Origin of the sequence: Paraburkholderia franconis, assembly GCF_009362735.1 — a bacterium.
Taxonomy (GTDB): Bacteria; Pseudomonadota; Gammaproteobacteria; order Burkholderiales; family Burkholderiaceae; genus Paraburkholderia; species Paraburkholderia franconis.
This window is the reverse complement of sequence record NZ_WHNP01000005.1, coordinates 204,011-227,859: the sequence shown is the minus strand read 5'-3', so window position 1 is coordinate 227,859 and position 23,849 is coordinate 204,011. Positions and strand designations below refer to the sequence as shown.

The window sequence follows — 23,849 nt, the reverse complement described above, 5'->3', positions numbered from 1 at the left end:
CACATGATCGGCGAAATCGACGTTCTCGGCGTATTCGTGCCCGCCGTGCTGGTGCTGATGTTCATCGCCTATCTGCTGAATCTGGCGATCCGCACCGTGCTTGCGCGCATCGGCGTTTATCGATTCATCTGGCACCGTTCCATTTTCGACCTCGGCATTTATGTACTGGTGCTGGGGCTTGTCGTCATCGTTTCGCACCGGCTCATAACGTGAAAAAAACCTGGTTCTCCGTCGGGCAGATCCTGCTCACTCTCATCGTCGTCGCGATCGCCGCCGCCGTGCTGTGGAAGCTGGTCGACTACTACATGTTCGCGCCCTGGACGCGCGACGGCCACGTGCGCGCCGACGTCATCCAGGTTGCGCCCGACGTGTCCGGGCTGATCACGCAAGTGAATGTCGTCGACAACCAGGAGGTCAAGCGCGGCGACGTCCTCTTCGTGATCGACCAGGCGCGCTACGAGCTTGCGCTGCGCAACGCGCAGGCCACCGCGCAGCAGCGCCGCGCGACGCTCGATCAGGCGCGCCGCGAGGACGCGCGCAACCGCGCGCTCGGCAATCTCGTCGCGCGCGAATCCGTCGAAGAGACGCACTCGCGCGTCGAACAGGCGGCCGCCGCGCTCGCCGATGCCGAAGTCGCGATCGACACGGCGCATTTGAACCTGCAGCGCACGGTGATCGTGAGCCCCGTCGACGGCTACCTGAACGACCGCGCGCCGCGCGTCGGCGAGTTCGTGTCGGCGGGACGCGCGGTGCTGTCGGTGGTGGACATGCATTCGTTCCGCGTCGACGGCTACTTCGAGGAAACCAAGCTGCACGGCATCGATATCGGCCAGCCCGTCGACATCAAGGTAATGGGCGAGCCGAACGTATTGCGCGGACACGTGCAGAGCATCGTCGCCGCGATCGAGGATCGCGACCGGCAACAAAGCGCAAACCTGCTGCCGAACGTGAACCCGGCGTTCAGCTGGGTGCGTCTCGCGCAACGCATTCCCGTGCGCGTCGCGCTCGACGAGATTCCCGCCGACTTCCGCATGATCGCGGGCCGCACGGCGACGGTATCGGTGCGCGGCCTCGGGCCGTCGATCGGAAGGCATGCGGCTTCGGATGCCATTGCTGCTTCGGCTACTGCCGCCTCCGCATCGGCCTCCACTGGCGCGGGCGCATCGGCGGCGAGCGCGGCTGTCGCCGGCGCGTCGCCGTCCCGTGCAACGCAACCTGCTTCGGGCGCATCACGATGAAACGCAATTCGTTCATGACGGCAGCGCGCGCCGGCCGTGCGTGGCTGCCCGCCCTGCTTCCCGTCGCGCTGGCGCTGAGCGGCTGCATGACGGTCGGCCCGAACTACAAGCTGCCCGACAACGCGACGGTCAACGCGCCCTATGCGAACGCGGCCATCGACGGCGCGGACAACGCGCCCGTCACGCAACAGCCCGTGCCGTCGAAGTGGTGGCGTCTGTACGACGACCCCGTGCTCGATCAACTGGTCACGCAGGCGCTGGTGTCGAATACCGATTTGCGCGTCGCCGCAGCCAACCTCGCGCGCTCGCGTGCGCAAGTCGATTTCGCCAACGAACAGGGCGGCTTCTCAGGCAAGACGTCGGCGGCTTTCCAGCGCGCGCAGGAATCGGCCGAGCAGTTTCTGTTGACGGAGAAGATTCCCGTCGTCACGGAGGGCGCGCTCGACCTGAGCGTGTCGTATGAATTCGATCTGTTCGGCAAGTTGCGGCGCGGCGTCGAGGCCGCGAAGGCCGACGACGAAGCCGTCGAAGCCGCGAGCGATCTCGCGCGCATCACCGTGGTCGCGGACGTCGTGCGTGCGTATGTCGAATCGTGTTCGGCCGCCGACGAACTGAAGATCGCCCAGCAATCGCTGTCGCTGCAAAGGCAACGGGTCAAGCTCACGCAGCGGCTGCGCGACGCGGGGCGCGGCAACCAGCCTGACGTCACACGCGGACAGACGCAAGCCGACACGCTCGCCGCCGACATCCCGCGCTTCGTCGCACGGCGCCGCGCGGCGCAGTACCGGCTCGCGATGCTGCTCGCGCGCGCGCCGTCGGATCTGCCGCCTGCCGCCCTCGCGTGCAACAAGGTGCCGCATCTGACGCAGCCGATTCCCGTCGGCGACGGCGCCGCGCTGCTCAAGCGCCGCCCCGACGTGCGCCAGGCCGAGCGGCAACTGGCGTCGTCGACGGCGCGCATCGGCGTCGCGACGGCGGCGCTGTATCCGTCCGTGAGCTTCGGCGCATCGGTGGGCTCGGTCGGCGTCGCCGAAGACCTGTTGGGCGCGACGACGAACCGCTGGGCATTCGGGCCGCTGATCAGCTGGACTTTCCCGATCAACGGGCAACGCGCGCGCGTGCACGAAGCGGAGGCATCGACGGGCGGCGCGCTCGCGCACTTCGACGGCGTCGTGCTGAACGCGCTGCGCGAAACGCAGACGAGCCTGTCCACCTACGCATCCGATACGACGCGCGCCGACGCGCTGCGCACTGCGTACAAATCGGCCGTGCAGTCGGCGGACGAAACGCACCGGCTGTATGCCGCGGGCCGCGAGTCGTTCATCGACGACCTCGACGCGACGCGCACGCTCACGAGCGTCGCTTCGCAGGTGGCGGCCGCCGACGGCCAGGTGGCGATCGATCAGGTGAATCTGTTCCTCGCGCTCGGCGGCGGATGGGAGAAAGACGAGGACGTGGCGGCGCGCGCGAAGAACGAGTAGTCGGAGAACGGAGCGCGGCGCTCACCCACTCTCGTCGAAAACTATTTCTCCGGCGCGAACACCGTTCCAGCGAACCGCTCGATCACACCGTTGAACAGCGCCGGTCTTTGCAGCGGCGCGAAATGGCTGACGTTGGGCAGCACGATCAATTCGGCGCCGGGGATGGTTTGCGCGAGATACGCGGCGTGCTCCTGCCTGATGAACTCGTCGTTCTCGCCGATCACCACGACGACGCGCACGCCGATTCGCGCGAGATCGTCGGCCGGGTAATCGGGCTGCGTGCGCTGCATCTCGCTGACGGCGGCGACGAACGCATCGAAATCGTCGGGTGTCGCGGATAGTGTCTTGTAGTCCTCGCGGTGCCGCTTGAAGCAGCGTTCGATCACGGGCGTCGGCACGAATTCCTTCGCGCCGCTTGGGTCCATGTTGCACGCGAAAAAGAACACGCCCGCGACGCGCCCGGGCGCGCGCCGCGTGAGGACCAGCGCGGTGCACGCGCCGTCGCTCCAGCCGACGAACGCGGCCTTCTGCAGATGCAGCGCATCGAGCACGGCGAGCACATCGGACGCCATCAGCTCGTAGCTGTAGGGTCGCGCGTCGCGCGTGCTGCGCCCATGCCCGCGGCTGTCGATCAGGATCGCGCGGTAGCCGGCATCGACGAGCGCCGGCACCTGATAGCCCCAGTTGCCGCGATGCCCGAGGCCGCCATGCAGCAGGACGACGGACTGGCCCATCGCGGGCCCGCCTATGCCGTATGTCGACCACGCGATGCGCACGCCTTCGTTGTCCACGAAGCCTTCGTCGTCCGCAGCGGGCAGCGGCGTGGCGCCGTGCAGCGCGAAGTGTTTCAGGTCGTCGTCCGATTCCATGTCGGTGCTCCGTGGCGCAGCGAATGAACGCGTCATTGTGCCATCGGCGTATTCATGTTCAGTCGGCGCTGTTCGGTGAGCGGTCGCCGAGTGGATTCACGCGCGATGCAGCGCGCTGTCGCTCGTTGCGCATGCCCGCGAGCACAGCCGCCGCGCCGAGCACGCCCATGCCGAGCGAGATCGCGACCACGACGGCGCTCATCCGTCCGTTGCCCGAAAAGAGCCCGACGAGAAGGCCCGCCAACGGCTGCGTCAGATTGTTGAGCATGATGACGACGCCGAGCGTCTTGCCATAATCCTTCGCGGGAATGATCGCCTGACGCACGCTGCGAATGTAGATGCTGAACATCTTGTCGAAGCCGACAATCAGCAGAAAACCCGCCACGTAGCCCCACACGGACGGACTCGATCCCGCGAGCAATCCGCCCCCGAGAATCGCGAGAAACGACACGACGCCCAACGTCTTGCGCGGAATGCGCACTCTGGCGATCAACAGCAGAATGACGATCGTCGCAATCGCGCCCGCCGTCTGCACGAACGCATAGAACGCATCCGGCCGGCGATGCAGGCCCGTCACCATCGCCGCCGACGTCGCGAGCGTCACGCCGATCACGAGATTTTCGGCGGCGGCCAGCGCAACCAGCCTGCCGAGGCCCGGCAGATTCACGACATGCGAGAGCGCCGTCTTCAAGGGCGCGAACCATTCGACGGGCGCGCTTTCCGTCATCGTCCATTCGAAGCGGCTCGCGCGCTGCCACAGCAGCGTCGCGCCGTCGGCGGCGAAAAACAGCAGCGCCGCCACGCCGACGACGATCTCCCAGCGCCACCAGCCGAGCAGCAGACCCGCGAGCATCGGACCGAGCACGACGCCGACCTGATCGGCGATTTGCGCATACGACAGCACTTTCTCGAAGCGCTCAGAAGTAAAGACCTGCGGCAGCAGCACTTCGCGCGCGACGAGTCCCTGGCTCGTCAATGCGCCGCAAACGGCGGAGAGCGCGATCAGCCAGCCGATTCCACCCGCGAGGCCAAAGCCCGCAATGCCCGCAACACATGCGATCGCGCGAAAGCGCTGACTCACGCGCAATACACTGACGGGCGATATGCGGTCGCACAACGCGCCGCACACGGGAAACACGATGTAGCGTGGAAACGCCTCGATGAAGAATGCGATTCCCGACCATGTTGCCTTTTGCGTGGTCTGAAAGACGACGAGCGGCACGAGGAAAAGCAGTATCTGGTCCGCGAGCCGCGAGAAGAACAGCGATGCGAAGAACGCTTGATGTTGTGCGCGCATGCGGCTACGGAGTCAGTGAGTTCACGCGTTCGCGGTGGTGTCGGCCAAAGCAGTCGCGGCAAGAAAAAAGCCCGCGCATCGGAATGCGCGGGCTTCGTTCACAGCGCTACGCTGCGACGGTTCAAGCCGTCACGGCGGCCAGCGCGCCGTTGAGCGTCTTGCTCGGACGCATCACGCCATCCAGCTTCGCGAAGTCGGGCATGTAGTAGCCGCCGATGTCCGCTTCCTTGCCCTGCACGTCCGACAGCTCGCCGACGATCGTCTTCTCGTTGTCCGTCAGCACCTTCGCGAGCGGCGCGAACTTCGCAGCGAGTTCCGCATCCTGCGTCTGCGCGGCCAGCTCCTGCGCCCAGTACATCGCGAGGTAGAACTGGCTGCCGCGATTGTCGAGCTCGCCCGTCTTCGGCGAAGGGCTCTTGTTGTTGTCGAGCAGCTTGCCCGTTGCCGCGTCGAGCGTCTTCGCGAGGATCTTCGCCTTCTCGTTGCCCGACTTGATGCCGAGCTCTTCCAGCGACACAGCCAGCGCGAGGAACTCGCCCAGCGAATCCCAGCGCAGGTGATTCTCTTCGACCAGTTGCTTGACGTGCTTCGGCGCCGAGCCGCCCGCGCCCGTTTCGTACATACCGCCGCCTGCCATCAGCGGGACGATCGACAGCATCTTCGCGGACGTGCCCAGCTCCATGATCGGGAACAGGTCGGTCAGGTAGTCGCGCAGGATGTTGCCCGTCACCGAGATCGTGTCCAGACCGCGGATCACGCGCTCCAGCGAGTAACGCATCGCGCGGACCTGCGACATGATCTGGAGCTCGAGACCCGACGTGTCGTGATCCTTCAGGTACGTCTCGACCTTCTTGATCAGCTCGGCTTCGTGCGGACGGTACGGGTCGAGCCAGAACACGGCCGGCATGCCCGAGTTACGCGCGCGCGTGACGGCGAGCTTGACCCAGTCGCGGATCGGCGCGTCCTTCACCTGGCACATGCGCCAGATGTCGCCCTTCTCGACCTGCTGCGTGAGCGCGCCCAGCACTTCGCCCGTCGCGATGTCGACGATGCGCGCTTCGCCCTCTGCAGGGATCTCGAAGGTCTTGTCGTGCGAGCCGTACTCTTCGGCCTTCTGCGCCATCAGGCCGACGTTCGGCACCGTGCCCATCGTCTTCGGATCGAACGCGCCGTTGGTCTTGCAGAAGTTGATGATTTCCTGGTAGATGCGCGCGAACGTGCTTTCCGGGATCACGCACTTCGTGTCGGCGGGACGGCCGTCGGCGCCCCACATCTTGCCGCCTGCGCGGATCATCGCGGGCATCGATGCGTCGACGATCACGTCGTTCGGTGCGTGCAGGTTCGAGATGCCCTTGGCCGAATCGACCATCGCCAGCGCGGGGCGGTGCTCGTGGCACGCGTGCATGTCGCGGATCACTTCTTCGCGCTTCGATTCCGGCAGCGCTTCGATCTTCGTGTACAGATCGACGAGGCCGTTGTTGACGTTCACGCCCAGTTCGTCGAAGAGCTTCTGGTGCTTCGCGAACGCGTCCTTGTAGAACACCTTGACGGCGTGGCCGAATACGATCGGGTGCGAGATCTTCATCATCGTCGCCTTCACGTGCAGCGACAGCATCACGCCCGTCTTGCGCGCGTCTTCCATCTGGTCTTCGTAGAACGCGACCAGCGCCTTCTTGCTCATGAACATGCTGTCGATGATCTCGCCGTCCTGCAGCGAAACCTTCGGCTTCAGCACGATCGTCTCGCCGCTCTTCGTCACGAGTTCCATGCGGACGTCACGCGCCTTGTCGAGCGTGATCGACTTTTCGCCGTGGTAGAAGTCACCATGCTTCATGTGCGCGACGTGCGTGCGCGACGCCATGCTCCACTCGCCCATGCTGTGCGGGTGCTTGCGTGCGTAGTTCTTGACGGCGGCGGGCGCGCGGCGGTCCGAGTTGCCTTCGCGCAGGACCGGGTTCACGGCGCTGCCGAGACACTTCGAGTAGCGCTTCTGGATCGCCTTTTCTTCGTCGGTCTTCGGGTCTTCCGGATAGTCCGGCACCTTGAAGCCCTTCGCTTGCAGTTCCTTGATCGCGTTGACGAGCTGCGGCACCGATGCGCTGATGTTCGGCAGCTTGATGATGTTCGTGTCCGGCAGCTGCGTGAGGCGGCCCAGCTCGGCCAGGTTGTCCGGCACGCGCTGCTCTTCCGTCAGGAATTCCGGGAATTCGCCGAGGATGCGGCCGGCCACGGAGATGTCGCTGGTCTCGACATTGACGCCAGCAGGCGCGGTAAACGTACGGATGATCGGCAGAAAGGCACTCGTCGCGAGCAGCGGGGCTTCGTCGGTCAGGGTGTAGATGATCGTAGGTTGCTTGTTACTCATCGCTTTGCTCTCGGTCGAGAAAGGTTGGGAAATGCCGCCGGCAGTGCCAAGGCCGACGCGAATGCCCCGAATTTTGCCTTATTTTCAATTTTGACGGTTTGAATCGGGCCAGTCAGCACGGCCTCTCGGAAGAAAATTGCACGATTTGAGCCGTATTCGTGCCCTTTATCGATGGCAAGCGGCATTTCACTTCACATCTGCATTCCGCTGCCGGCATAATTTTTCCGGTGCGCGGGCCGTTCAATGCAAGTGACGAATGCCGGTGCTTCGACCCGGAATTCAACCTTGCTCGCTGGATATGGCGAGCCGATGAACCGGATTGCAGCCGTTCGTGCCGAAGCGGTTGCTGCGGCTTCGGCTTCGGCGAAGAAAACAGTGTCCGTCTACACTGATGCGCCGTCCACTGCCCGGCTCGCGCCGTCCGAACTCTTCGCGCCCATTTAGCCATTGACGATGCCACGCCCGTTTCGCCTGCCTTTGCTGTGCGCCGCCCTCGCCGTGCATGTGGCGACGGCGCCTTGCGTCGGCGGCGCGCAGGAGCCCGAGCCTTCGCCGGAGCGCCTCGCCGCAGCGGGCATCCATCACGCGCCGCGCACGGAGCACGGCTTCGAGAACAATGACGGGCCGCTCGTACGCGGCTCGTTCTGGAAGTGGCGCTGGAACCGTCTGATCCACGCCTTGCCTCCGCCGCCCGCGAACGGCTACGCGTTTCCCGTCGATCACCCCGACGTCGAATGGATCAAGGCGAACCGCCGCGAAAACACGATGACGTGGATCGGCCACGCGAGCACGCTGTTGCAGATCAGCGGCGCTAACATCCTGACCGACCCTGTGTTTTCCGAGCGCGCGTCGCCGTTCACGTTCCTCGGGCCGAAGCGGCGCGTGCCGCCCGGCTTGACGCTCGGCCAGTTGCCGCACATCGACGTCGTGCTGATCTCGCACAGCCACTACGACCATCTGGATACGGAGAGCGTCGAAGCGCTGAATGGTCAGCCCGGCGGCCCGCCTCTCTTTCTCGTGCCGCTCGGCATCAAGGACTGGCTCGCGAAGAAGGGGATCACGAATGCGCGCGAACTCGACTGGGGCGATGAAATAGACGCGGCGCGCCTCGACTTCTGGTTCGTTCCCGCGACGCACTGGTCCGCGCGCACGCTCACCGACCGCAACGAGACGTTATGGGGCGGCTGGGTCGTGAAGACGCCCGAAGGCGCCGCGCATCCGTACTCGCTGTATTTCGCGGGAGACACCGGCTATGCCGATGACGCGAAGCGGATCGGCGCGGCGTTCGGCTGTTTCGACCTCGCGCTGCTTCCGATTGGCGGGTATGCGCCGCGCTGGTTCATGGGTCCGCCGCACCTCGATCCGCAGCAGGCCGTGCAGGTTTTCGGGGACGTGCATGCAAAAAAGGCCATCGGCATTCACTGGGGCACGTTCGAGCTGACCGACGAGCCGCTCGACGAACCGCCGAAAAAACTCGCCGAAGCGACCCGCGAAGCCGGCCTGCCCGACGACGCGTTCACGGTCCTGCATCATGGCCAGATGATCGCGCTCGACGATCCCGGCGATCCGCGCGACGCCTGTTCGCGCTGACGGACGCATCGTGCGTTCGCGCCGCACTGCGTCCGTGCAATTGCCACGGAGAGCATCGGAATGCGCCCGCGATTGTCGGCCGGCACACGTTCGGATGCACGCGAGAAGGCACGCATCCGGTTAAACCCTGTCGTGCACGGCACAACCTCGTGATATTGTCGTACACACACGGGTTCGAGCTTTGCTACGCGGAACTCACGTCATATCCGTTACCTTCGCGAGCGTCGCCATGAGTGATGTACGCCATCTTCTTAGCCAACGCGACCGCATCGAGCTGCTTTGCTGGCTCACATGCGGGAGCCTCGGTGCCTGGTATCTGAACGAAGCCTGGCCGTCGCCGGCTTTTCACGTGGAGGCCGCGCACAAGTGGCTCGACAGGCATAGCCGCACAGCGGACTGGCTGTGCATCGCGAAGCTGTCGGCCATCGCACTCGACATCGCGCAGCGCCACGCGTCGTTCGTCGAAGCCGACTGGGCGCGCGACGCCGTCGAAGAAATCCTCGATACCGACGAGCTCGATTCGCAGGCGCGTCTCGTGATCGCCGTGCTCGGCGACTGCGAACGCGCGCTCGCCGACCGGCGCATCGCGGACTGAGCGTTTACGCGAGACGAGCGCGAATCGTGCCCAGGCGGCGCGAGCGCGCTCGCGCTCATCGATCACCACAACCGCGGCGCGCCATTCACCCCGCGTAATCGAGCTTCGGATACCAGTTCGGATCGCGCCCTTCCGGCGTCATGTCGAAGATCGTCCACATCGGCATCAAATCCGGCGCGCCGCGCGGGTCCTGGCCCGGGTCCGCCGTCGGGAAGCCCATCTCGTCCGCGTAGAAATGCCGGATCGCGCCGTCCCGGCGCGTGAACACCTGGAACGCCGGCTCGTCGCCGCCCTCGGTGCCGATTGCGCCGAAGTCACGGCTGTACTCGCCGTTGACGTCCGAATACAGCTTCAGATCGCGCCAGCCGCGCTCCTTCTTGAACGCGACGAGCCGTTCGATCGGCGAGCGCGCGACGACGGCCAGCGCGATGCGCTGCGCGATATCGCGCGCCTCGCCGTCCCATGCGCTCAGCAGCGACGTGCACATCGGACATGGCCGCTCGCGCTGCGGCCCGAACATGTAGCTGTAGATGACGAGCGTGTCCTTGTCGCCGAACAGTCCCGCGAAATCGACGGGCCCTGCTTCGCCGACGAAACGGTAATCGCCCGTCACTTCGCCGCCCGGCGGCAATGTGCGACGCTGCTCGGCGACGCGTTCGATCTGGCGGCGCAGCTCGATTTCCTCGGCGAGCAGCGCGTCGCGTGCCTGCCGGTACTCGACGCTTTCGTTCGGATAGTGCCTGCCGTTGCGCTTCACGAGCTCGGCGGCGGGCACGAGAGAAGATGTGGAAGACATGGTCGGCCTCCGTTGAAGAAGCATGGAAACAGGCTGCCCGATGCGCAGGGCAGTCGCTGAAGATGCGTGAAGTCAGTCGCGATCCGGCGCGCCGAGCGGAAAGAAGTGCCGATAAGGCCGCGCTTCGTCGACGGCGCGCGCAAACGACGGCCGTTTCAGCAGCCGCTGGCGGTACGCGATTACGTGCTCGAACTTCGGGTCGATCCGGTGCGTCCAGTCCGCGTAGAAGAGGAACGGCGCGGCGGCGCAGTCGGCGAGACTGAACCGCTCGCCCGCTGCCCACTCGCGATTTCGCATCGCGTTGTCGAGCCATGCATACGCGGTTTCGAGTTGCGCGCGCGCATCGGCGACGCCGCGCGCGTCGCGCTCGCCTTCGCTGCGTAAGCTGTCAAAGACGATCTTCTGCTGCGGCGTCGCGACGTAGTTGTCGAAGAAGCGGTCCATGAAGCGCACTTCGAGCGCGGCGCGCGGATCGTCCGGTATCAGTTGCACGGGGCCGGGATGAAACAGCCCGAGATGCTCGATGATCACGGTCGCCTCGACAATTGTGCGGCCGTCGTCGACAAGCAGCGGAAAGCGCCTGATCGGCCAGCGCGCGGCGAGTTCATCCATCGCGCCGGGTTCGTCGAGCCGGCGATATTCGAACGGCGTGCCGTTCTCGTACAGCGCGGTGAGCGCCTTCTGGCAATACGAAGAAAACGGATGGGCGTAGAGCTTCAAGGTCATCGTCGTCGTCCTTGCTGTGGGGTAGCGGCAAAATGGTCCCTTAACCTGACGACGAACGGCGGCAACGCGAATCGACACGCCCGCGCGAAAAAGTCTTGCTGCACTGCGGCGTTCGAATGTGCAACGGACGCCCAGCAATGCGCGTTTTCGCTGAAGACTGTTCGAACAGCGCCCTACTCGCGCAATGACCGCGCCAGCGCGCGAATCAGCGATGCGCAGTCGCCCTGCCACGCGCTGCCGTGCATGCACGCGAGCATGCGCGGCTCGAGCGCGGCGAGCCGTTCGAGCATCGCATCGGCGTGTCTCGTGTGCGAGTAGTAGTCCATGCTGCGCCGGAACGCTTCGCATGGACCGAGGATGTCGGAACGCGTGACGGGCGGATGATCGCTGCCCGGTTGTGTGAAGAGATCGCTGCACAGCAGCGTGCGCGTCGTCTCTTCGACCAGCATCCCGCATTCCCACGCGTGCGGCAGATGCGGCGTCGCGAGCCAGCGCACCCTATGCCTGCCGAGATCGATCGCCTCGCCGTCTTCGAGGCCGCGTGCCGGACGGTCGGCGAGATCGTCGATGGACACCAGCTTGGCGATCGATCCGCACAGCGGCTGCGCGTCGGGCGCGACGGCGAGCCATTCGTTCAGCGAGCCGCACTCGTCCGCTTCGACGTGCGAAAAAGCGATGTGACGCAGCCGCCCGGGCGGAATCACGGACGCCACCGCGTCGCGCACCAGCGCGAACATCTTGCGCGGGCCCGTATGAAAGAGCAGCGGCTCATCGTCGACAATCAGATACTGGTTGAACGTGAAGCCGCCCGGCCCGTCTTCGAACACGACGGGCGTGTTGATCCGGTAGATGCCATCCGATACTTCGTCGACGCTGGTGCCCGACACTGCGTTCGTGATCGTCATGACGAGACCTCCGCGCGCGATCGCGCGTAACGATACACAACAGCGCGCAACGGCGCGCGATCGTGCGCCGGGCGCAGCGCGCTATCCGCCCAGCGCCGCGAAATTCAACCGATGAGAGCGCCCGATCCACGCGGCCGCGTCGCGATGATCGCGCAGCGCGTCGCCTGTGTTCGGATGAATGAAGACATCGAGCGCGCCATGATTGAGCGTGAGCCACTCGAACAGCTCCGCGAACAACTCGCGGCCGAACTTGAGCTGATACGACCACATCGGATGCGGACCGACGAGGCGCTCGTGAAAACGCCCTGTTTCGAGTCTGCCGCCGAAGCGGGCCTGGATGGCCTCGCGCAAAGCCCACGCGGCATCGCGCGTCGCCTGATCGAAATACACGTGAGCGTGCCAGTCGACGATATCGGTCATGATCGATTGCGGCCGATGCCGCCCTTCGCTGCAAGTCGTGTGAGGTTCATCATAGGCGGTCGACCACCGTATCGCCAGGCGGGACGGGAAGCCAGCGTGGCTCAGCGAACGTCGATGCGCGCTTCGATTGCGCCGATCAGACCTTCGATCCACTGGCGCAGCATCGCATCCGACAGCGCAACGGGCAGCGAACGCGCAATGATCCCGTACACCTGCTTGCGGCGAATCTTCGATACCTTCGCCGGTTCGAGCCAGTGCGCGTTGTCGACCAGCAGCAGCAGCGTTTCGAGCCCGATCACGATCGGCCACACGCACGCGAGCCGCAAGCGCAGCGAGAAGCGCCGAATCGCGAGCGTGTAATCGAGCGCCGCGCGGAAATGATCGAGCGACTTGCGCACGAGTTCATGCATCAACGGCCGCGCGCGCGCCGATGCCTGCGGTTCCAGCAGTTGCTGCGGGCTCAGCCCGAACCGGTCGAGCATCGAGGACGGCAGATAGCAGCGCCCGATCCGCAGATCCTTGCCGCAATCGCGCAGCACGTTCGTCATCTGCAACGCCTTGCCGAAACGCACGCCGCGATCGAGCATCGTCGCGGCGTCCGTCTTCAACGTGCCGGGCAAATGCGCGTAGGTCATCTTCGTCCAGAATTCGCCGACACATCCCGCGACGAGGTACGTATAGCGATCCAGTTCGTCCCACTCGCGCAGCGCGGCGATCAGGCCCGAACGCTCGTCGGGGAACGTGCGCAGATCGAACTCCATGCCCGTCGTCAGCGTCGTGACGATCTCGCGCACGGCGGCGTGGTCGGCCTCGTCGAGTTGCGACAGCACATCGAGTGCAGGCGCGATCGATTCGAGCAGCACCTTTTCATCCGACTGCGTCTGCTTGCCCGCGACTTCGCTTGCGAGCCTGCGCGCGAGTTCGCCGTCGCCGGCCGCGCCGTTGACCTGTTCGCGCAGCGCGAGCAGCAGTTCGAGGCGTTGCGCCGGCGGGATCAGCGCGGTATCGGCGATCGTGTCGGCGGCGCGCGCGAGCAGATACGCAAGCCCGATCGGGTCGCGCATGCCGGCGGGCAAGATGCGCAACGTCAGATAGAACGATCGGGACACCCCTTTGAGCAACGGGCCGAGCAGAAAGGCCCGAGTGGAACTGGACATGAATTGAGGTCGAATCAGGTTGGGTCGCGGTTTGGGCAAAGCCTGGACGCTTCGGCGCTGCGGCATTGTATCCGGCACGCCGGCTTCGGGCCCTGAAAACCAGTCGTGTGCCCTTCGATGAACGCTCGATGAACAGCAGATGAACGCTCGATGAACAGCAGATGAACGCTCGATGAACAGCAGATGAACGCTCGATGAACGGGGCAATGAACGCTCGATGAAGCACGCATAAAGCCACCACTTCGCATCGGGTCAAGGCAATCCGCGATCACTTTACGCAAGCTTTCCTGCTACAATCGAGCACCTCAGACGCAGTACTTCATCTCATCTACTCATTCACCCAAGGGAGGCGTTCAATGCACGCAATGCACATCGCAGTCTCTCGCGGGTTTCCACGACGCGTCATCAGCTCGCCGAGCTAGGTCGCCGTCAGTGTGGGCACGCAGAGGCCCGCGCTTTTACCAGACAACCGGTTTTATTCGTCCCTGCCGCAACTGGCGGGCATCGGCCGTCTGCTCTCGAATCTCCTGACTGGATAGCGATGCGCGCGTCGCGCCGCACGCTGTGACACATGGCTAGCAAAAAACTCGACTTTGGCGCGCAAGCGTTCAGAAGCGTTCTCGGCTTCACATTCAATCACTGGCGCAGGCAGCCGGTGCGCATCGTCGGCATTGCGCTGTTCGCGCTGACAGCCGCGTTCGCCGACGTGCTGACGCCGATGTTCGCGGGGCGTCTCGTCGATGCGCTCACGTCGGGCAGCGCGAGCGGCGCAAGTGGCAAGGCGGCCGCCTCGCATGCGGCGCTGATCGCGTTCGTCACGCTGATCGGCCTCGGCATCGGCGGCACGGTGCTGCGTCAACTGGTTTATCGCAGCATCATCGTGATGACGCTGAAGATGATGAGCGCGATCTGCGCGAACGCGTTTCATCGCGTGCAGCGCTTCTCGACCGTCTGGCACGCGAACAGCTTCGCGGGCTCGACCGTGCGCAAGATCACGCGCGGCATCTGGGCGCTCGACCTGCTCAACGACACGCTGCTGATCGCGCTGCTGCCCTCGCTGGTGATGCTCGCGGGATCGACGGTGCTGCTCGGCATTCACTGGCCCGTGATGGGCGTCGTGGTCGGGGTGGGTTCGCTGCTGTATGTCGCGGTGACGATCGCGCTGTCGCTCGGCTATGTCGCGCCCGCTGCGCGCCTCGGCAACCTGTGGGACACGCGCCTGGGCGGCGCGCTCGCGGATGCCGTCAGCTGCAACGCCGTCGTCAAGGCGTTCGGCGCGGAAGAACGCGAAGAGTCGCGGCTCGACCGCGTGATCGGCAAATGGCGTCAGCGCACGCGCCGCACGTGGCAGCGCGGCACGACCAATGGCGGCGTGCAGGGCGCCATGCTCGCGCTGATGCAGGCGGCGATACTCGGCGCGGCGCTGCTGCTGTGGCTGCGCGACGAAGCGAGCGTCGGCGACATCACGTATGCGCTGACCACCTTCTTCGTGCTGCAAGGCTATCTGCGCGATGTCGGCATGCACGTGCGCAACCTTCAGCGCTCGGTGAACGACATGGAAGAACTCGTCGCGCTCGAACGCGAGCCGCTCGGCATCGAGGACAAGCCGGGCGCGCGCGCCATCGATATCGGCGAGGGTGAGATCCGTTTCGAGAACGTGACGTTCCGCTACGGCGCGCATCGCACGCCGCTGTATCGCGACTTCTCGCTGCGCATCGCGCCGGGCGAGCGGATTGGGCTGGTCGGCCATTCGGGCTCGGGCAAGACGACGTTCATCAAGCTGATCCAGCGTCTGTACGACATCGACGAAGGCCGCATCACGATCGACGGACAGAACATCGCCGATGTGCAGCAGGCGTCGTTGCGCCGCCGCATTGCAATCGTGCAGCAGGAACCGATCCTGTTTCACCGGTCGCTCGCGGAGAACATCGCGTACGCGCGCCCCGGCGCTACGTTTGACGAAATCGTGCAGGCCGCGAAGCTCGCGAGCGCGCATGAGTTCATCAGTGAGCTGCCGCTCGGTTACGACACGCTCGTCGGCGAGCGCGGCGTGAAACTGTCGGGCGGCGAGCGTCAGCGGGTCGCGATTGCGCGCGCGTTTCTCGCGGATTCGCCCGTTCTGATCTTCGACGAAGCGACATCGAGCCTCGACAGCGAAAGCGAAGTGCTGATCCAGCAGGCGATGGAGCGGCTGATGGTCGGACGCACGACGCTGGTGGTTGCGCACCGGCTGTCGACGGTGCGCGCGCTGGACCGGCTGCTCGTGCTCGACAAGGGGCGCGTCGTCGAGGAAGGCAGCCATGAACAGCTGATCCGGCTCGACCACGGCGTGTATCGGCGGTTGTTCGAGCGCCAGGCGCTTGAGCTGACGAAAGGGTTGCTCGACGATGGGCCCGCGCGTGGCAACGAGCGGTTTTCCGGCGATCCGAGTTTGATTGCGGGGATGTAATCGTTCTGTCTGACGTGATGTCTGCGACGGCTTCGCACCGTCGCGGACATGAAGCCCGTTCCACCACCGCTTGCTATCATTAACGACTCCGCGACACACCCTCATCGCGCCGCCGCAGGCACCTTCACCATGACACTGCACATCGACACTCCCCTACTCGACTCGCAACCGCTCAGCCGCGCGCTTGGCCGCCGCGTGCTGCTCAAGATGGACGCGCTGCAACCGCCCGGCTCGTTCAAGATTCGCGGCATCGGCTACGCGTGCGAAGAGCACGCGAAGGCCGGCAAGCGGCGGTTCGTGTCGTCGTCGGGCGGCAATGCGGGTATTGCGGTCGCGTATGCAGGCCGCGCGCTGTCGATCCCCGTCACGGTTGTCGTGCCGCAGAGCACAGGCGAGCGCGCGAAGGAGCTGATCCGCCTGCAGGGCGCGGACGTGATCGTGCACGGCGCGACCTGGCAGGAAGCCAACGCGTTCGCGCTCGAAGAGGCCGGCCCCGATGACGCGTTCATCCATCCGTTCGACGATCCGCTCCTCTGGCAGGGCCACGCATCGATGATCGACGAGGTCGCGGGCACCGGAGCGAGATTCGATGCTGTCGTGTTGTCGGTGGGCGGTGGCGGCCTGATGGCGGGCGTGATCGAGGGCTTGCGGCGCAACGGCCTCGGCAACGTGCCCGTCATTGCCGTCGAAACGGAAGGCGCGTCGTCGCTCGCGCAATCGGTGCGCGCGGGCAAGCGGATCGAATTGCCGGGCATTACGAGCGTCGCGACGTCGCTGGGCGCGAAGCAGGTCTGCGAGCAGGCCTTTACGCTGACGCAGACGCATCCCGTCGAATGTATCGTGGTGTCGGATGCGGAAGCCGTCACCGCGTCGCGCCGCTTCGTCGACGATCACCGCGTGCTGGTCGAGCCCGCATGCGGCGCGAGCCTCGCGCTGGTGTATCGGCCGACGCAAGCGCTGCAGCGCTTCGATAGCGTGCTCGTGATCGTCTGCGGCGGCGCGGGGACGACGATCGAGCAACTGGAACGCTGGCATCGCGAGATGGTCTGAACCCGCATCAGTCAGGCTCCGCGCGAAACGATCAAAGCGCGATCAAAGCGCGGCCATCAGCGATTCGACGCCGCGCAGATTGTTCCGCCTGTGCCATACGAGCGCATCGAGATTCGTGACGCGCATCTGCGGCAAGCGCGTCATCAGCTTGCGCAGCGCGATCTCGAGTTCCATCATCGCGAGGCGCGCGCCGAGGCAATAGTGAATGCCCGCGCCGAAAGTCAGCAGATGGCCTGACGGCTCGCGTTCGATATCGAGCGCATCGGGCCGCTCGAAGCGCTCGGGGTCGCGATTCGCCGAGCCGAGCAGCATGAACACGATCGAGCCGCGCGCAAGCGTCGCGCCTTCCACTTCGACATCGTCGAACGCGGTGCGCACCACCATCTGCACCGCCGTGTCATAGCGCGCGCATTCGGCAACGGCCTTCGACATCAGCGACGGCCCGGAAATCAGACGCGCCAGTTGCGCCGGATGCCGGTGCAGCGCGATCAGCGCATTGCCGAGCATGTTCGAGGTGGTCTCGTGTCCCGCGACGAAGAGCAGAATCGCGTTCGACACGATCTCTTCCTCCGACAACCGCTCGCCGCCCTCTTCCGCCTGGATCAGCGACGAAACGATATCGCCGCCGGGCGCGGCACGCCGCTGTGCGACCACGGCGCCGAAGTACTGTTCGAGATCGAGCGCCGCCTGATTCGCGCGCGCGAGCGCATCGGCCGAAAGCGGCGCGAGATCGAACGTGGAGACGAGCAGGCCCGCCGCGTCGCCGAGCCGTTGCCCTTCTTCGATGGGCACATCGAGCAGCCGGCAGACGATCTGCAACGGCAGCGGCAACGCGAACTCCTTGACGAGATCGACTTCACGCTTGCCCTGCATCGCGTCGATCAGACTGTCCGTCGTCTCTTCGACGATCCGGCGCAGCGTCTCGATCTGCCGCGCGTTGAACGCCTTCATCAGCAGCGTGCGCAGGCGCGTATGCACGGGCGGATTCATCATCAGCAACGTGCGGTCGAGCGCCTGAAACACCGGCTGTCCCCGCGCGGCCTCGCCATAACGCGCGACCACGCTCGGCATATACGTCTTGCCCATGCGGCGGTCGGGCAACAGCGCGTCGATCACGGCGTGCCGGCCGGTCAACATCACGTTGGGCGCGAGCGGCACGAAAGCACCCGCGCGCCGGATGTCCTCGTAGAACGGATAGGGATTGTCGAAGTAAGCCGGCGACGAAAGATCGGTGAATTTCATGCTCGATGCCGCGAAGTTGAAAGGCGTGTGCTCACGCTTGAGGATACAGTCCGCGCGCGCGGGCATGCAGCCGCGCGAGCCCGAACAGCGCGTTCGCATACGGCGTTTCGACGCCCGTCAGCGCCCCGAGTTCGCAGACCGCGCCTACGAGCGCATCGAGTTCGACGGCCTTGCCCGCTTCGACGTCCTGCAGCATCGACGTGCGCATCGCGCCGAGCTTCAGCGTGACGGCGTGACGATCTTCGGGCGCCTGATCGATGGGTATGCCGAAGCGCGCGCCGATCTCTTTCGCTTCCAGCATCACGCGCGTGACGAAATCGCGCGCGAGCGGATCGCCGAGAATCTTGTCGGTGGTCGCGCCCGTGATCGCGCTCATCGGGTTCATCGTCATGTTGCCCCACAGCTTGTACCAGACGTCACGCTGAATCTGCCCGGACGCGGTGGCATCGAAGCCCGCCTTGCGCAGCAGCTCGACCAGCGACGTCACGCGCTCGCTTGCGCGTCCCGTCGCTTCGCCGACGATCAATCCGCGTCCCTGATGATGCGCGACGACGCCAGGTGCATCGACGCGGCAACTCGCATGCACGACGCAACCCAACGTGCGCGTTGCGGGAATCGCGGCCGCGATCGAGCCATCGGGATCGACGGACGCGAGACGCGCGCCCGCGAACTCGCCTTGCAGGCCGTCGCAGAACCACCACGGCACGCCGTTCATCGCCGTCAGCACCATCGTGTTCGCGCCGAGAAGCGGCCCGATATGCCGCGCGACATCGGCCATGCCCGGCGCCTTCACGGCGACGATCACGAGGTCCTGCGCGCCGAGCGCTTCGGGCTGCTCGCTTGCATGTACCTTCACCGCATGCATGTCGCCGTTTTCGACGAGGCGCAAGCCGTGTTCGCGCAATGCGTCGAGCGTCGCGCCGCGCGCGACCACGCTCACGTCGCAGCCCGCTTGCGCGAGCTTCACGCCCATCCATCCGCCGATCGCGCCCGCGCCGTAAATGCATACCTTCATCGTTCTTCTTCCTCAGTGCTTGTAGCCGGCGTCGATCCTGTCGACCTTGCGCACCAGTGCGTCGAACACATCCTGTCCCGCGCCGTAGCGCACGTCGAATTGCAGCGCATCGCGCGAGCACCGCTCGGCGATCGCTTCAGGCACTGCGCGCGCCGGGCCCATCGCGAACGTCGCGACCTGGATCTCGCACGCGCGGTTCAGCGTCCACAGATACGCGAACGCTTGCGGCAGCGTCTTGCCCCACGCCAGCAGTCCGTGATTGCGCAGGATCACAGCCTGCCGGTCGCCGATATGCTCGACGAGGCGCGGCCCTTCTTCGGCATGAATCGTGATGCCTTCGAAGTCGTGATACGCAATGCGCTCGTGCAACTGCGCGCTGTAGAAATTCGTCTGCTGCAAGCCGCCCTCCGAGCATGCGACGGCAACACCCGCCGTCGTATGCGTATGCATCACGCAATGCGCATCCTGGATGCCCTCGTGCAGCGCTGCATGCACGGTGAAGCCCGCCGGGTTCACCGGATAGGCGGAGCCGTCGAGGATGCGCCCTTGCGCGTCGATCTTCACCAGGTTGCGCGCGGTCACTTCGCTGTAGTGCAGGCCGAACGGGTTGATCAGGAATTGCTTCGCGCCGCCCGCCACGCTTTCGGGCAGGCGCACGGTGATGTGGTTGTAGATCAGCTCGGTCCAGCCCAGCATATCGAAGACGCGATAGCAGGCGGCCAATTGAACGCGCGCCTGCCATTCGTCGGGATGCATCGTCGGCGCAGCCTCTTTGTCCCGCTCCAGAATCATGTGTGTCTCCTCGCTGGGCTCGTTACTGGCGCGCGCCCTGCCCCGCGACGGCCGCGATCGCCGACGCCACATAGCCGACGTTACTGCGATTCAGTCCCGCGACGCACATCCGCCCAGAGCGCAGCAGATAGATGCCGTGCTCGTTGCGCAGCGTTTCGACCTGCGCGGCGCTCAGGCCCGTGTACGTGAACATGCCGACCTGCGCGACATAACGCGCGCGCATCACTTCGTCGACGCGTCCAGCGAGGCCATCATGAATCGCATGACGCATTTCATGGATGCGATCGCGCATCACGCGCAGCTCGTCGTCCCATGACGCGCGCAGCTTTGCGTCGCCGAGCACGCCCGCGACGAGTCGCGCGCCGTGCATCGGCGGGTTGCTGTAGTTCGCGCGGATCGTGAAGGTGAGCTGGCCGAGCACGCGCTGCGCTTCGGCGGCGTCTTTGCAGACGACGCTCAGCGCGCCGCAGCGTTCGCCATACAGCGAGAAGTTCTTCGAAAACGAGTTCGCGACGATCAACGGCACGTCCGCCGATGCCAGCATCCGCACGCATGCCGCGTCTTCTTCGAGGCCGTCGCCGAAGCCCTGATAAGCCATGTCGACGAACGCGATCAGCTTGCGACGCTGCAGCACGGGCACGAGTTCGCGCCATTGCTCCGTCGTCAGGTCGACACCCGTCGGGTTGTGGCAGCACGCATGCAGCAACACGATGCTGCGCTCGGGCAGCGCGTCGATCGTGTCGCGCATCGCGTCGAAGCGCAGGCCGCCCGTCGCGTCGTCGTAGTACGGATACGTGTTCACGGTATGCCCCGCTGCTTCGAACACGACGCGGTGATTCTCCCAGCTGGGATCGGAGAGCCACACCTGCGAGCTCGCGAAGTGACGCTTGAGAAAGTCCGCGCCAACTTTGAGCGCGCCCGATCCGCCGACCGTCTGGACCGTCGCGATGCGGCCCGCCGCGCGCGCTTCGCTATCGGCGCCGAACACCAGCGCCTGCGCGGCGTCGCGGTAGGCGGGCAGCCCCGCCATCGGCAGATACGAACGCGGCGTGCCCTGCGCGACGATGGCGGCCTCGGCCTCGCGCACGGCCGACATCACGGGCAGCGTGCCGTTTTCGTCGAAGTAGATGCCGATGCTCAGATTGACCTTGTTCGTGCGCGGATCGCGCTGGAAGTCTTCGTTGAGGCTCAGGATAGGATCGCCGGGGTAGGCTGGGATGTGTTCGAACATGGCATTGTCTCTATCTGTGTTGATGTTGGCTCGACGGTGCGAAAGGTTGCATGAACCGGGGTCGCATGAACCGGTGCGTCGCAACAGTGTCGCTAAAAGCGCGCTTCATCACAATCAATCGATTTTGGATGATTCGTAAGTTTAGCTTTAGAATCGCCCGATGGCCCTCACACGTGTCACCATACGCCAATTCGAGGCGTTTCTCGCGATTGTCGATCAGAACGGCATTGCCGCGGCGGCGGAACGGCTGGGGCTTACGTCGTCCGCCGTCAGCCAGTTGCTGGCGGAGCTGGAGCGCGAGCTTGGCTTTCGTCTGTTCGACCGCACGACGCGTCGCGTGAGCCTGTCGACGGCGGGCCGCGACTTTCTGTCTTCGGCGGAATCGGTGCTGCGCCATCTGCGCGCCGCCGAGCAGACGGCGAGCGATATCCGCAACCGCGCGGCGGGCATCGTGCGCGTCGGCGCGCCGCTCGTTCTCGCGAGCACGGCGCTGCCCTACGCAATCGCAGGCTACGCGGCGCAGAAGCCGAAGGTCGTCGTGCGCGTCGTGGATACGGATGTCGAGCAACTGGTGGAGCGCGTCGCGAGCGGCGACGTCGATCTGGCCGTCGGCCCCGATCGCGCGACGGGCGACCGCGTGCGGCGCGAAGCGATTTTCCGCAGCCCGTGGGTGTTGTGGTGCGCAGGCGATCACCCGCTTGCGCATCGGCGGCGCTTGCGCTGGCACGATCTGCGCGGAACGCCCATCGTCGCGACGGGCCGCGATCACGAAGCGAGCGTCGCGCAGATGCTGGCCGATCAGCCGTCGGATGCGCGGATCGCGCCCGTCGAAGTCGTCGACAACGTGACGACCGCGTTTGGTCTCGCCGCGCAGGGTCTCGCCGTTACGCTCGCGCCGGCTTATGTGAAGCCGCTCGCGCAGACGTTCGGCCTCGCGATGCGGCGCGTCGTCGAACCGGAGACGATCCGCGAAGTGTGCATCTATCGCCCCGTCGATCGCTCGCTGTCGCCGTCCGCCGATGGCTTCGCGGAATTTCTCGGTGTCTGCCTGAAAACGTGGGACCGCAGGACCCAGGGCGGGGGCGCGTCAAGGTGACGAAGCGCGGCGTCCGATGCGTCGTTGCAAAGTCATGCGGCGCGGCGGCTCGAAGGCCCAGTACGAACGCGCGGCTCAAGCCGGCTCACGCGCAGCCACCATCTCGATCAGCCCCTTCGCCTTCGCGAGTGGCGCGACAAGCGACGCGTCCAGCCCATAGTCGTCGACGAGCGCGCCCGTCACATCGTCGATGGCAAGCCAGGTGGCGCGCGCTTCGTCTTCCCACACGAGCGCCTTCAACGGCAACAGCAGCGCCGCGCACGGATTCGCCTCCATCACGGGCGTGCCGCCCTTCGGGTTGCCGAACACGATCAGGCGTGTCGGGCGCAGCGTCATGCCGACCTGCGCGGCGGCATCCGCCTGATCGATATCGACGAAGATCGTCATGCCCTTGTCGGCGAGCAGGCCGCGCAATCGCGCGACCGTCACCGAAAATCCATGCGCGCTCTTGAACGTCGCAACCGACGCGGGAGCTTTCCCTGCGTAGATATTCGTAGCTTCAGTCATCGCACACCCCGGTGATCGCATTCACCGCAGTGTAGTCATTGCACCGCGACAACAGAAGCACGCAAGCAAAAGATCAAGCCTGTGCGTGGGCTTGGGCTTGTGTAGCGAGTGCGCGGAAATTCTCAGGCGTCGCGAAGCTGCGATACTGCGCCTGCATGTCGGGCGTCAGCAGTTCGATCAGCGTGCCGTTCTCGATCCACAACTCGATCACGTCGAAGAAGTCGTTGCCGCGCGTGCAGCGTACCGCGCGCCATCCTTCTCGCTCGCCGATCGCGATCACTTCCTGCTCGGAGAGCGGCGTCGCGACGGCCATATGGAAGCCGCTGTATTGCGCACGCGTGCCCATCTTCGAAGCGAGCGGCTCCTGCGTGTCGCCGGGCGTGAGCGTGAGATCGCTCGGATAGGTCTCGATGATGGTGCCGCGATCGTCGCCCGCGACCGCCATCCAGGCGCCTTCGAAAGGCGAAAACGGCGCGGCGAAACCGCCCCACAATTCGGCGAGCGTGCGCGCGACGCGCTCAGGGTTGTGCGTGGGAATGGACGCGTGAAAGATCATCGAAGCTCTCCAGTGACTCGTGCAGTGACTTGTGTTGAACGACACTCAGGCGCAAAAACGGTCTCGAGATTCGCGCGGCGATTGCACGCGCGAGCACCCGATGTCGGCGCGTCGTGCGTTTTCGTTTTTGTTTTCACGTGCGCGATACGGGCGATGCCGAGGGTCGCTGCACGCGCCTCGCCTGCCGCGAACCATTCAGTGATCAGTGAGCAATACGACGAGAACGGGGCCGGCCTGCCGCGTTTGAAAAGACGGCAACGGTATGAGCAATATGATCCGAACGAGCCGCCGACCCATCGATGCCGCGTGTCTGGACATCGCACAGCAGAAGTCGCGGGCACGTTGCATCGATCGCCATGCTAGAAGCGCATCGCGACGCGACCAATCGGGAGTTTTACCAACGGCTTTCGATTCGTCCGACGAACGGCTGTCGCGCGCGTTCGCAGATGGCCGATGGGAGTTCGATGACTGA

Annotated in this window: 23 protein-coding genes; 8 read left to right on the top strand and 15 right to left on the bottom strand. The window is 65.2% G+C overall.

From position 1 onward, the window contains the following. Positions 1-3 precede the first annotated feature (3 nt). Genes GCT13_RS07595 through GCT13_RS07585 form a run of 3 tightly spaced genes read left to right on the top strand, consistent with a single transcriptional unit; the run spans position 4 to position 2,719 of the window. Complete coding sequence (locus GCT13_RS07595) at positions 4-213, top strand: DUF1656 domain-containing protein (RefSeq protein ID WP_087737541.1); 210 nt, start codon at positions 4-6, stop codon at positions 211-213. After that, complete coding sequence (locus GCT13_RS07590; protein WP_321574231.1) at positions 210-1,238, top strand: HlyD family secretion protein; 1,029 nt, start codon at positions 210-212, stop codon at positions 1,236-1,238. Before GCT13_RS07595 ends, GCT13_RS07590 begins: the two co-directional genes overlap by 4 nt. Next, a complete protein-coding gene (locus GCT13_RS07585) occupies positions 1,235-2,719 on the top strand; it encodes an efflux transporter outer membrane subunit (protein ID WP_227746747.1) in 1,485 nt (494 codons plus the stop codon). The genes GCT13_RS07590 and GCT13_RS07585 overlap by 4 nt, the downstream gene beginning before the upstream one ends. A gap of 41 nt (positions 2,720-2,760) precedes the next feature. On the opposite strand, the gene GCT13_RS07580 is transcribed toward GCT13_RS07585, so the two are convergent. The 4 genes from GCT13_RS07580 to GCT13_RS07565 form a co-directional block, all read right to left on the bottom strand. After that, the gene (locus tag GCT13_RS07580) at positions 2,761-3,588 is read right to left on the bottom strand and encodes an alpha/beta fold hydrolase (protein WP_152756529.1); all 828 of its coding nucleotides are present in this window, start codon (positions 3,586-3,588) and stop codon (positions 2,761-2,763) included. A gap of 58 nt (positions 3,589-3,646) precedes the next feature. Then, complete coding sequence (locus GCT13_RS07575) at positions 3,647-4,885, bottom strand: MFS transporter (RefSeq protein WP_152756527.1); 1,239 nt, start codon at positions 4,883-4,885, stop codon at positions 3,647-3,649. A 121-nt stretch (positions 4,886-5,006) separates the two neighbouring features. Then, entirely contained in the window at positions 5,007-7,250 is a 2,244-nt protein-coding gene (locus tag GCT13_RS07570) for an NADP-dependent isocitrate dehydrogenase (protein ID WP_152756525.1), read from the bottom strand. After that, entirely contained in the window at positions 7,247-7,435 is a 189-nt protein-coding gene (locus tag GCT13_RS07565) for a hypothetical protein (protein ID WP_152756523.1), read from the bottom strand. Before GCT13_RS07565 ends, GCT13_RS07570 begins: the two co-directional genes overlap by 4 nt. Before the next feature lie 268 nt (positions 7,436-7,703). Between GCT13_RS07565 and GCT13_RS07560 the strand changes: the two genes are divergently transcribed. Continuing rightward, positions 7,704-8,840, top strand: a complete 1,137-nt coding sequence (locus tag GCT13_RS07560; protein WP_152756521.1) for an MBL fold metallo-hydrolase — start codon at positions 7,704-7,706, stop codon at positions 8,838-8,840. Positions 8,841-9,069: 229 nt separating this feature from the next. Beyond that, positions 9,070-9,435, top strand: coding sequence for a hypothetical protein (locus tag GCT13_RS07555; RefSeq protein ID WP_152756519.1), 366 nt, complete (start codon positions 9,070-9,072; stop codon positions 9,433-9,435). 85 nt (positions 9,436-9,520) lie between these two features. On the opposite strand, the gene GCT13_RS07550 is transcribed toward GCT13_RS07555, so the two are convergent. The 5 genes from GCT13_RS07550 to GCT13_RS07530 all read right to left on the bottom strand — a co-directional run bounded on the left by GCT13_RS07550 (position 9,521) and on the right by GCT13_RS07530 (position 13,439). Then, on the bottom strand, positions 9,521-10,231 hold the full coding sequence (locus tag GCT13_RS07550) for a DUF899 family protein (RefSeq protein WP_152756517.1): 711 nt from the start codon (positions 10,229-10,231) through the stop codon (positions 9,521-9,523). A 72-nt stretch (positions 10,232-10,303) separates the two neighbouring features. Beyond that, positions 10,304-10,957, bottom strand: coding sequence for a glutathione S-transferase family protein (locus GCT13_RS07545; protein ID WP_152756515.1), 654 nt, complete (start codon positions 10,955-10,957; stop codon positions 10,304-10,306). A gap of 173 nt (positions 10,958-11,130) precedes the next feature. Further along, positions 11,131-11,862 (bottom strand): FprA family A-type flavoprotein, encoded by a 732-nt coding sequence (locus GCT13_RS07540; RefSeq protein WP_152756513.1) that lies wholly within the window; start codon positions 11,860-11,862, stop codon positions 11,131-11,133. Between the two features lie 81 nt (positions 11,863-11,943). Then, positions 11,944-12,282: a DOPA 4,5-dioxygenase family protein gene (locus GCT13_RS07535; protein WP_152756511.1), complete on the bottom strand. Its 339-nt coding sequence runs from the start codon at positions 12,280-12,282 to the stop codon at positions 11,944-11,946. Positions 12,283-12,383: 101 nt separating this feature from the next. Continuing rightward, positions 12,384-13,439, bottom strand: coding sequence for a phytoene/squalene synthase family protein (locus GCT13_RS07530; protein ID WP_152756509.1), 1,056 nt, complete (start codon positions 13,437-13,439; stop codon positions 12,384-12,386). 571 nt (positions 13,440-14,010) lie between these two features. On the opposite strand from GCT13_RS07530, the gene GCT13_RS07525 reads away from it, so the two are divergent. Together GCT13_RS07525 and GCT13_RS07520 are read left to right on the top strand one after the other, a co-directional pair. Then, positions 14,011-15,888, top strand: a complete 1,878-nt coding sequence (locus GCT13_RS07525) for an ABC transporter ATP-binding protein (RefSeq protein ID WP_152756507.1) — start codon at positions 14,011-14,013, stop codon at positions 15,886-15,888. Positions 15,889-16,017: 129 nt separating this feature from the next. Beyond that, a complete protein-coding gene (locus tag GCT13_RS07520) occupies positions 16,018-16,938 on the top strand; it encodes a serine/threonine dehydratase family protein (RefSeq protein WP_152756505.1) in 921 nt (306 codons plus the stop codon). Between the two features lie 42 nt (positions 16,939-16,980). On the opposite strand, the gene GCT13_RS07515 is transcribed toward GCT13_RS07520, so the two are convergent. Genes GCT13_RS07515 through GCT13_RS07500 form a run of 4 tightly spaced genes read right to left on the bottom strand, consistent with a single transcriptional unit; the run spans position 16,981 to position 21,218 of the window. Further along, complete coding sequence (locus GCT13_RS07515) at positions 16,981-18,180, bottom strand: cytochrome P450 (RefSeq protein WP_152756503.1); 1,200 nt, start codon at positions 18,178-18,180, stop codon at positions 16,981-16,983. Positions 18,181-18,211: 31 nt separating this feature from the next. Then, entirely contained in the window at positions 18,212-19,195 is a 984-nt protein-coding gene (locus GCT13_RS07510; RefSeq protein ID WP_152756501.1) for a 2-dehydropantoate 2-reductase, read from the bottom strand. A gap of 12 nt (positions 19,196-19,207) precedes the next feature. Continuing rightward, positions 19,208-19,987 (bottom strand): class II aldolase/adducin family protein, encoded by a 780-nt coding sequence (locus GCT13_RS07505; protein WP_152756499.1) that lies wholly within the window; start codon positions 19,985-19,987, stop codon positions 19,208-19,210. Positions 19,988-20,009: 22 nt separating this feature from the next. Beyond that, positions 20,010-21,218, bottom strand: coding sequence for an amino acid aminotransferase (locus tag GCT13_RS07500; protein ID WP_152756497.1), 1,209 nt, complete (start codon positions 21,216-21,218; stop codon positions 20,010-20,012). 160 nt (positions 21,219-21,378) lie between these two features. Here GCT13_RS07500 and GCT13_RS07495 point away from each other — a divergent pair, with 160 nt between their 5' ends. Further along, positions 21,379-22,314 carry a LysR family transcriptional regulator gene (locus GCT13_RS07495; RefSeq protein WP_152756495.1) on the top strand — a complete coding sequence of 312 codons (936 nt, stop codon included), beginning with the start codon at positions 21,379-21,381 and terminating at the stop codon, positions 22,312-22,314. A gap of 75 nt (positions 22,315-22,389) precedes the next feature. On the opposite strand, the gene GCT13_RS07490 is transcribed toward GCT13_RS07495, so the two are convergent. Then, positions 22,390-22,821: a DUF302 domain-containing protein gene (locus GCT13_RS07490; protein WP_152756493.1), complete on the bottom strand. Its 432-nt coding sequence runs from the start codon at positions 22,819-22,821 to the stop codon at positions 22,390-22,392. A gap of 73 nt (positions 22,822-22,894) precedes the next feature. Beyond that, positions 22,895-23,377 (bottom strand): hypothetical protein, encoded by a 483-nt coding sequence (locus tag GCT13_RS07485; protein WP_152756491.1) that lies wholly within the window; start codon positions 23,375-23,377, stop codon positions 22,895-22,897. Positions 23,378-23,849 lie beyond the last annotated feature (472 nt).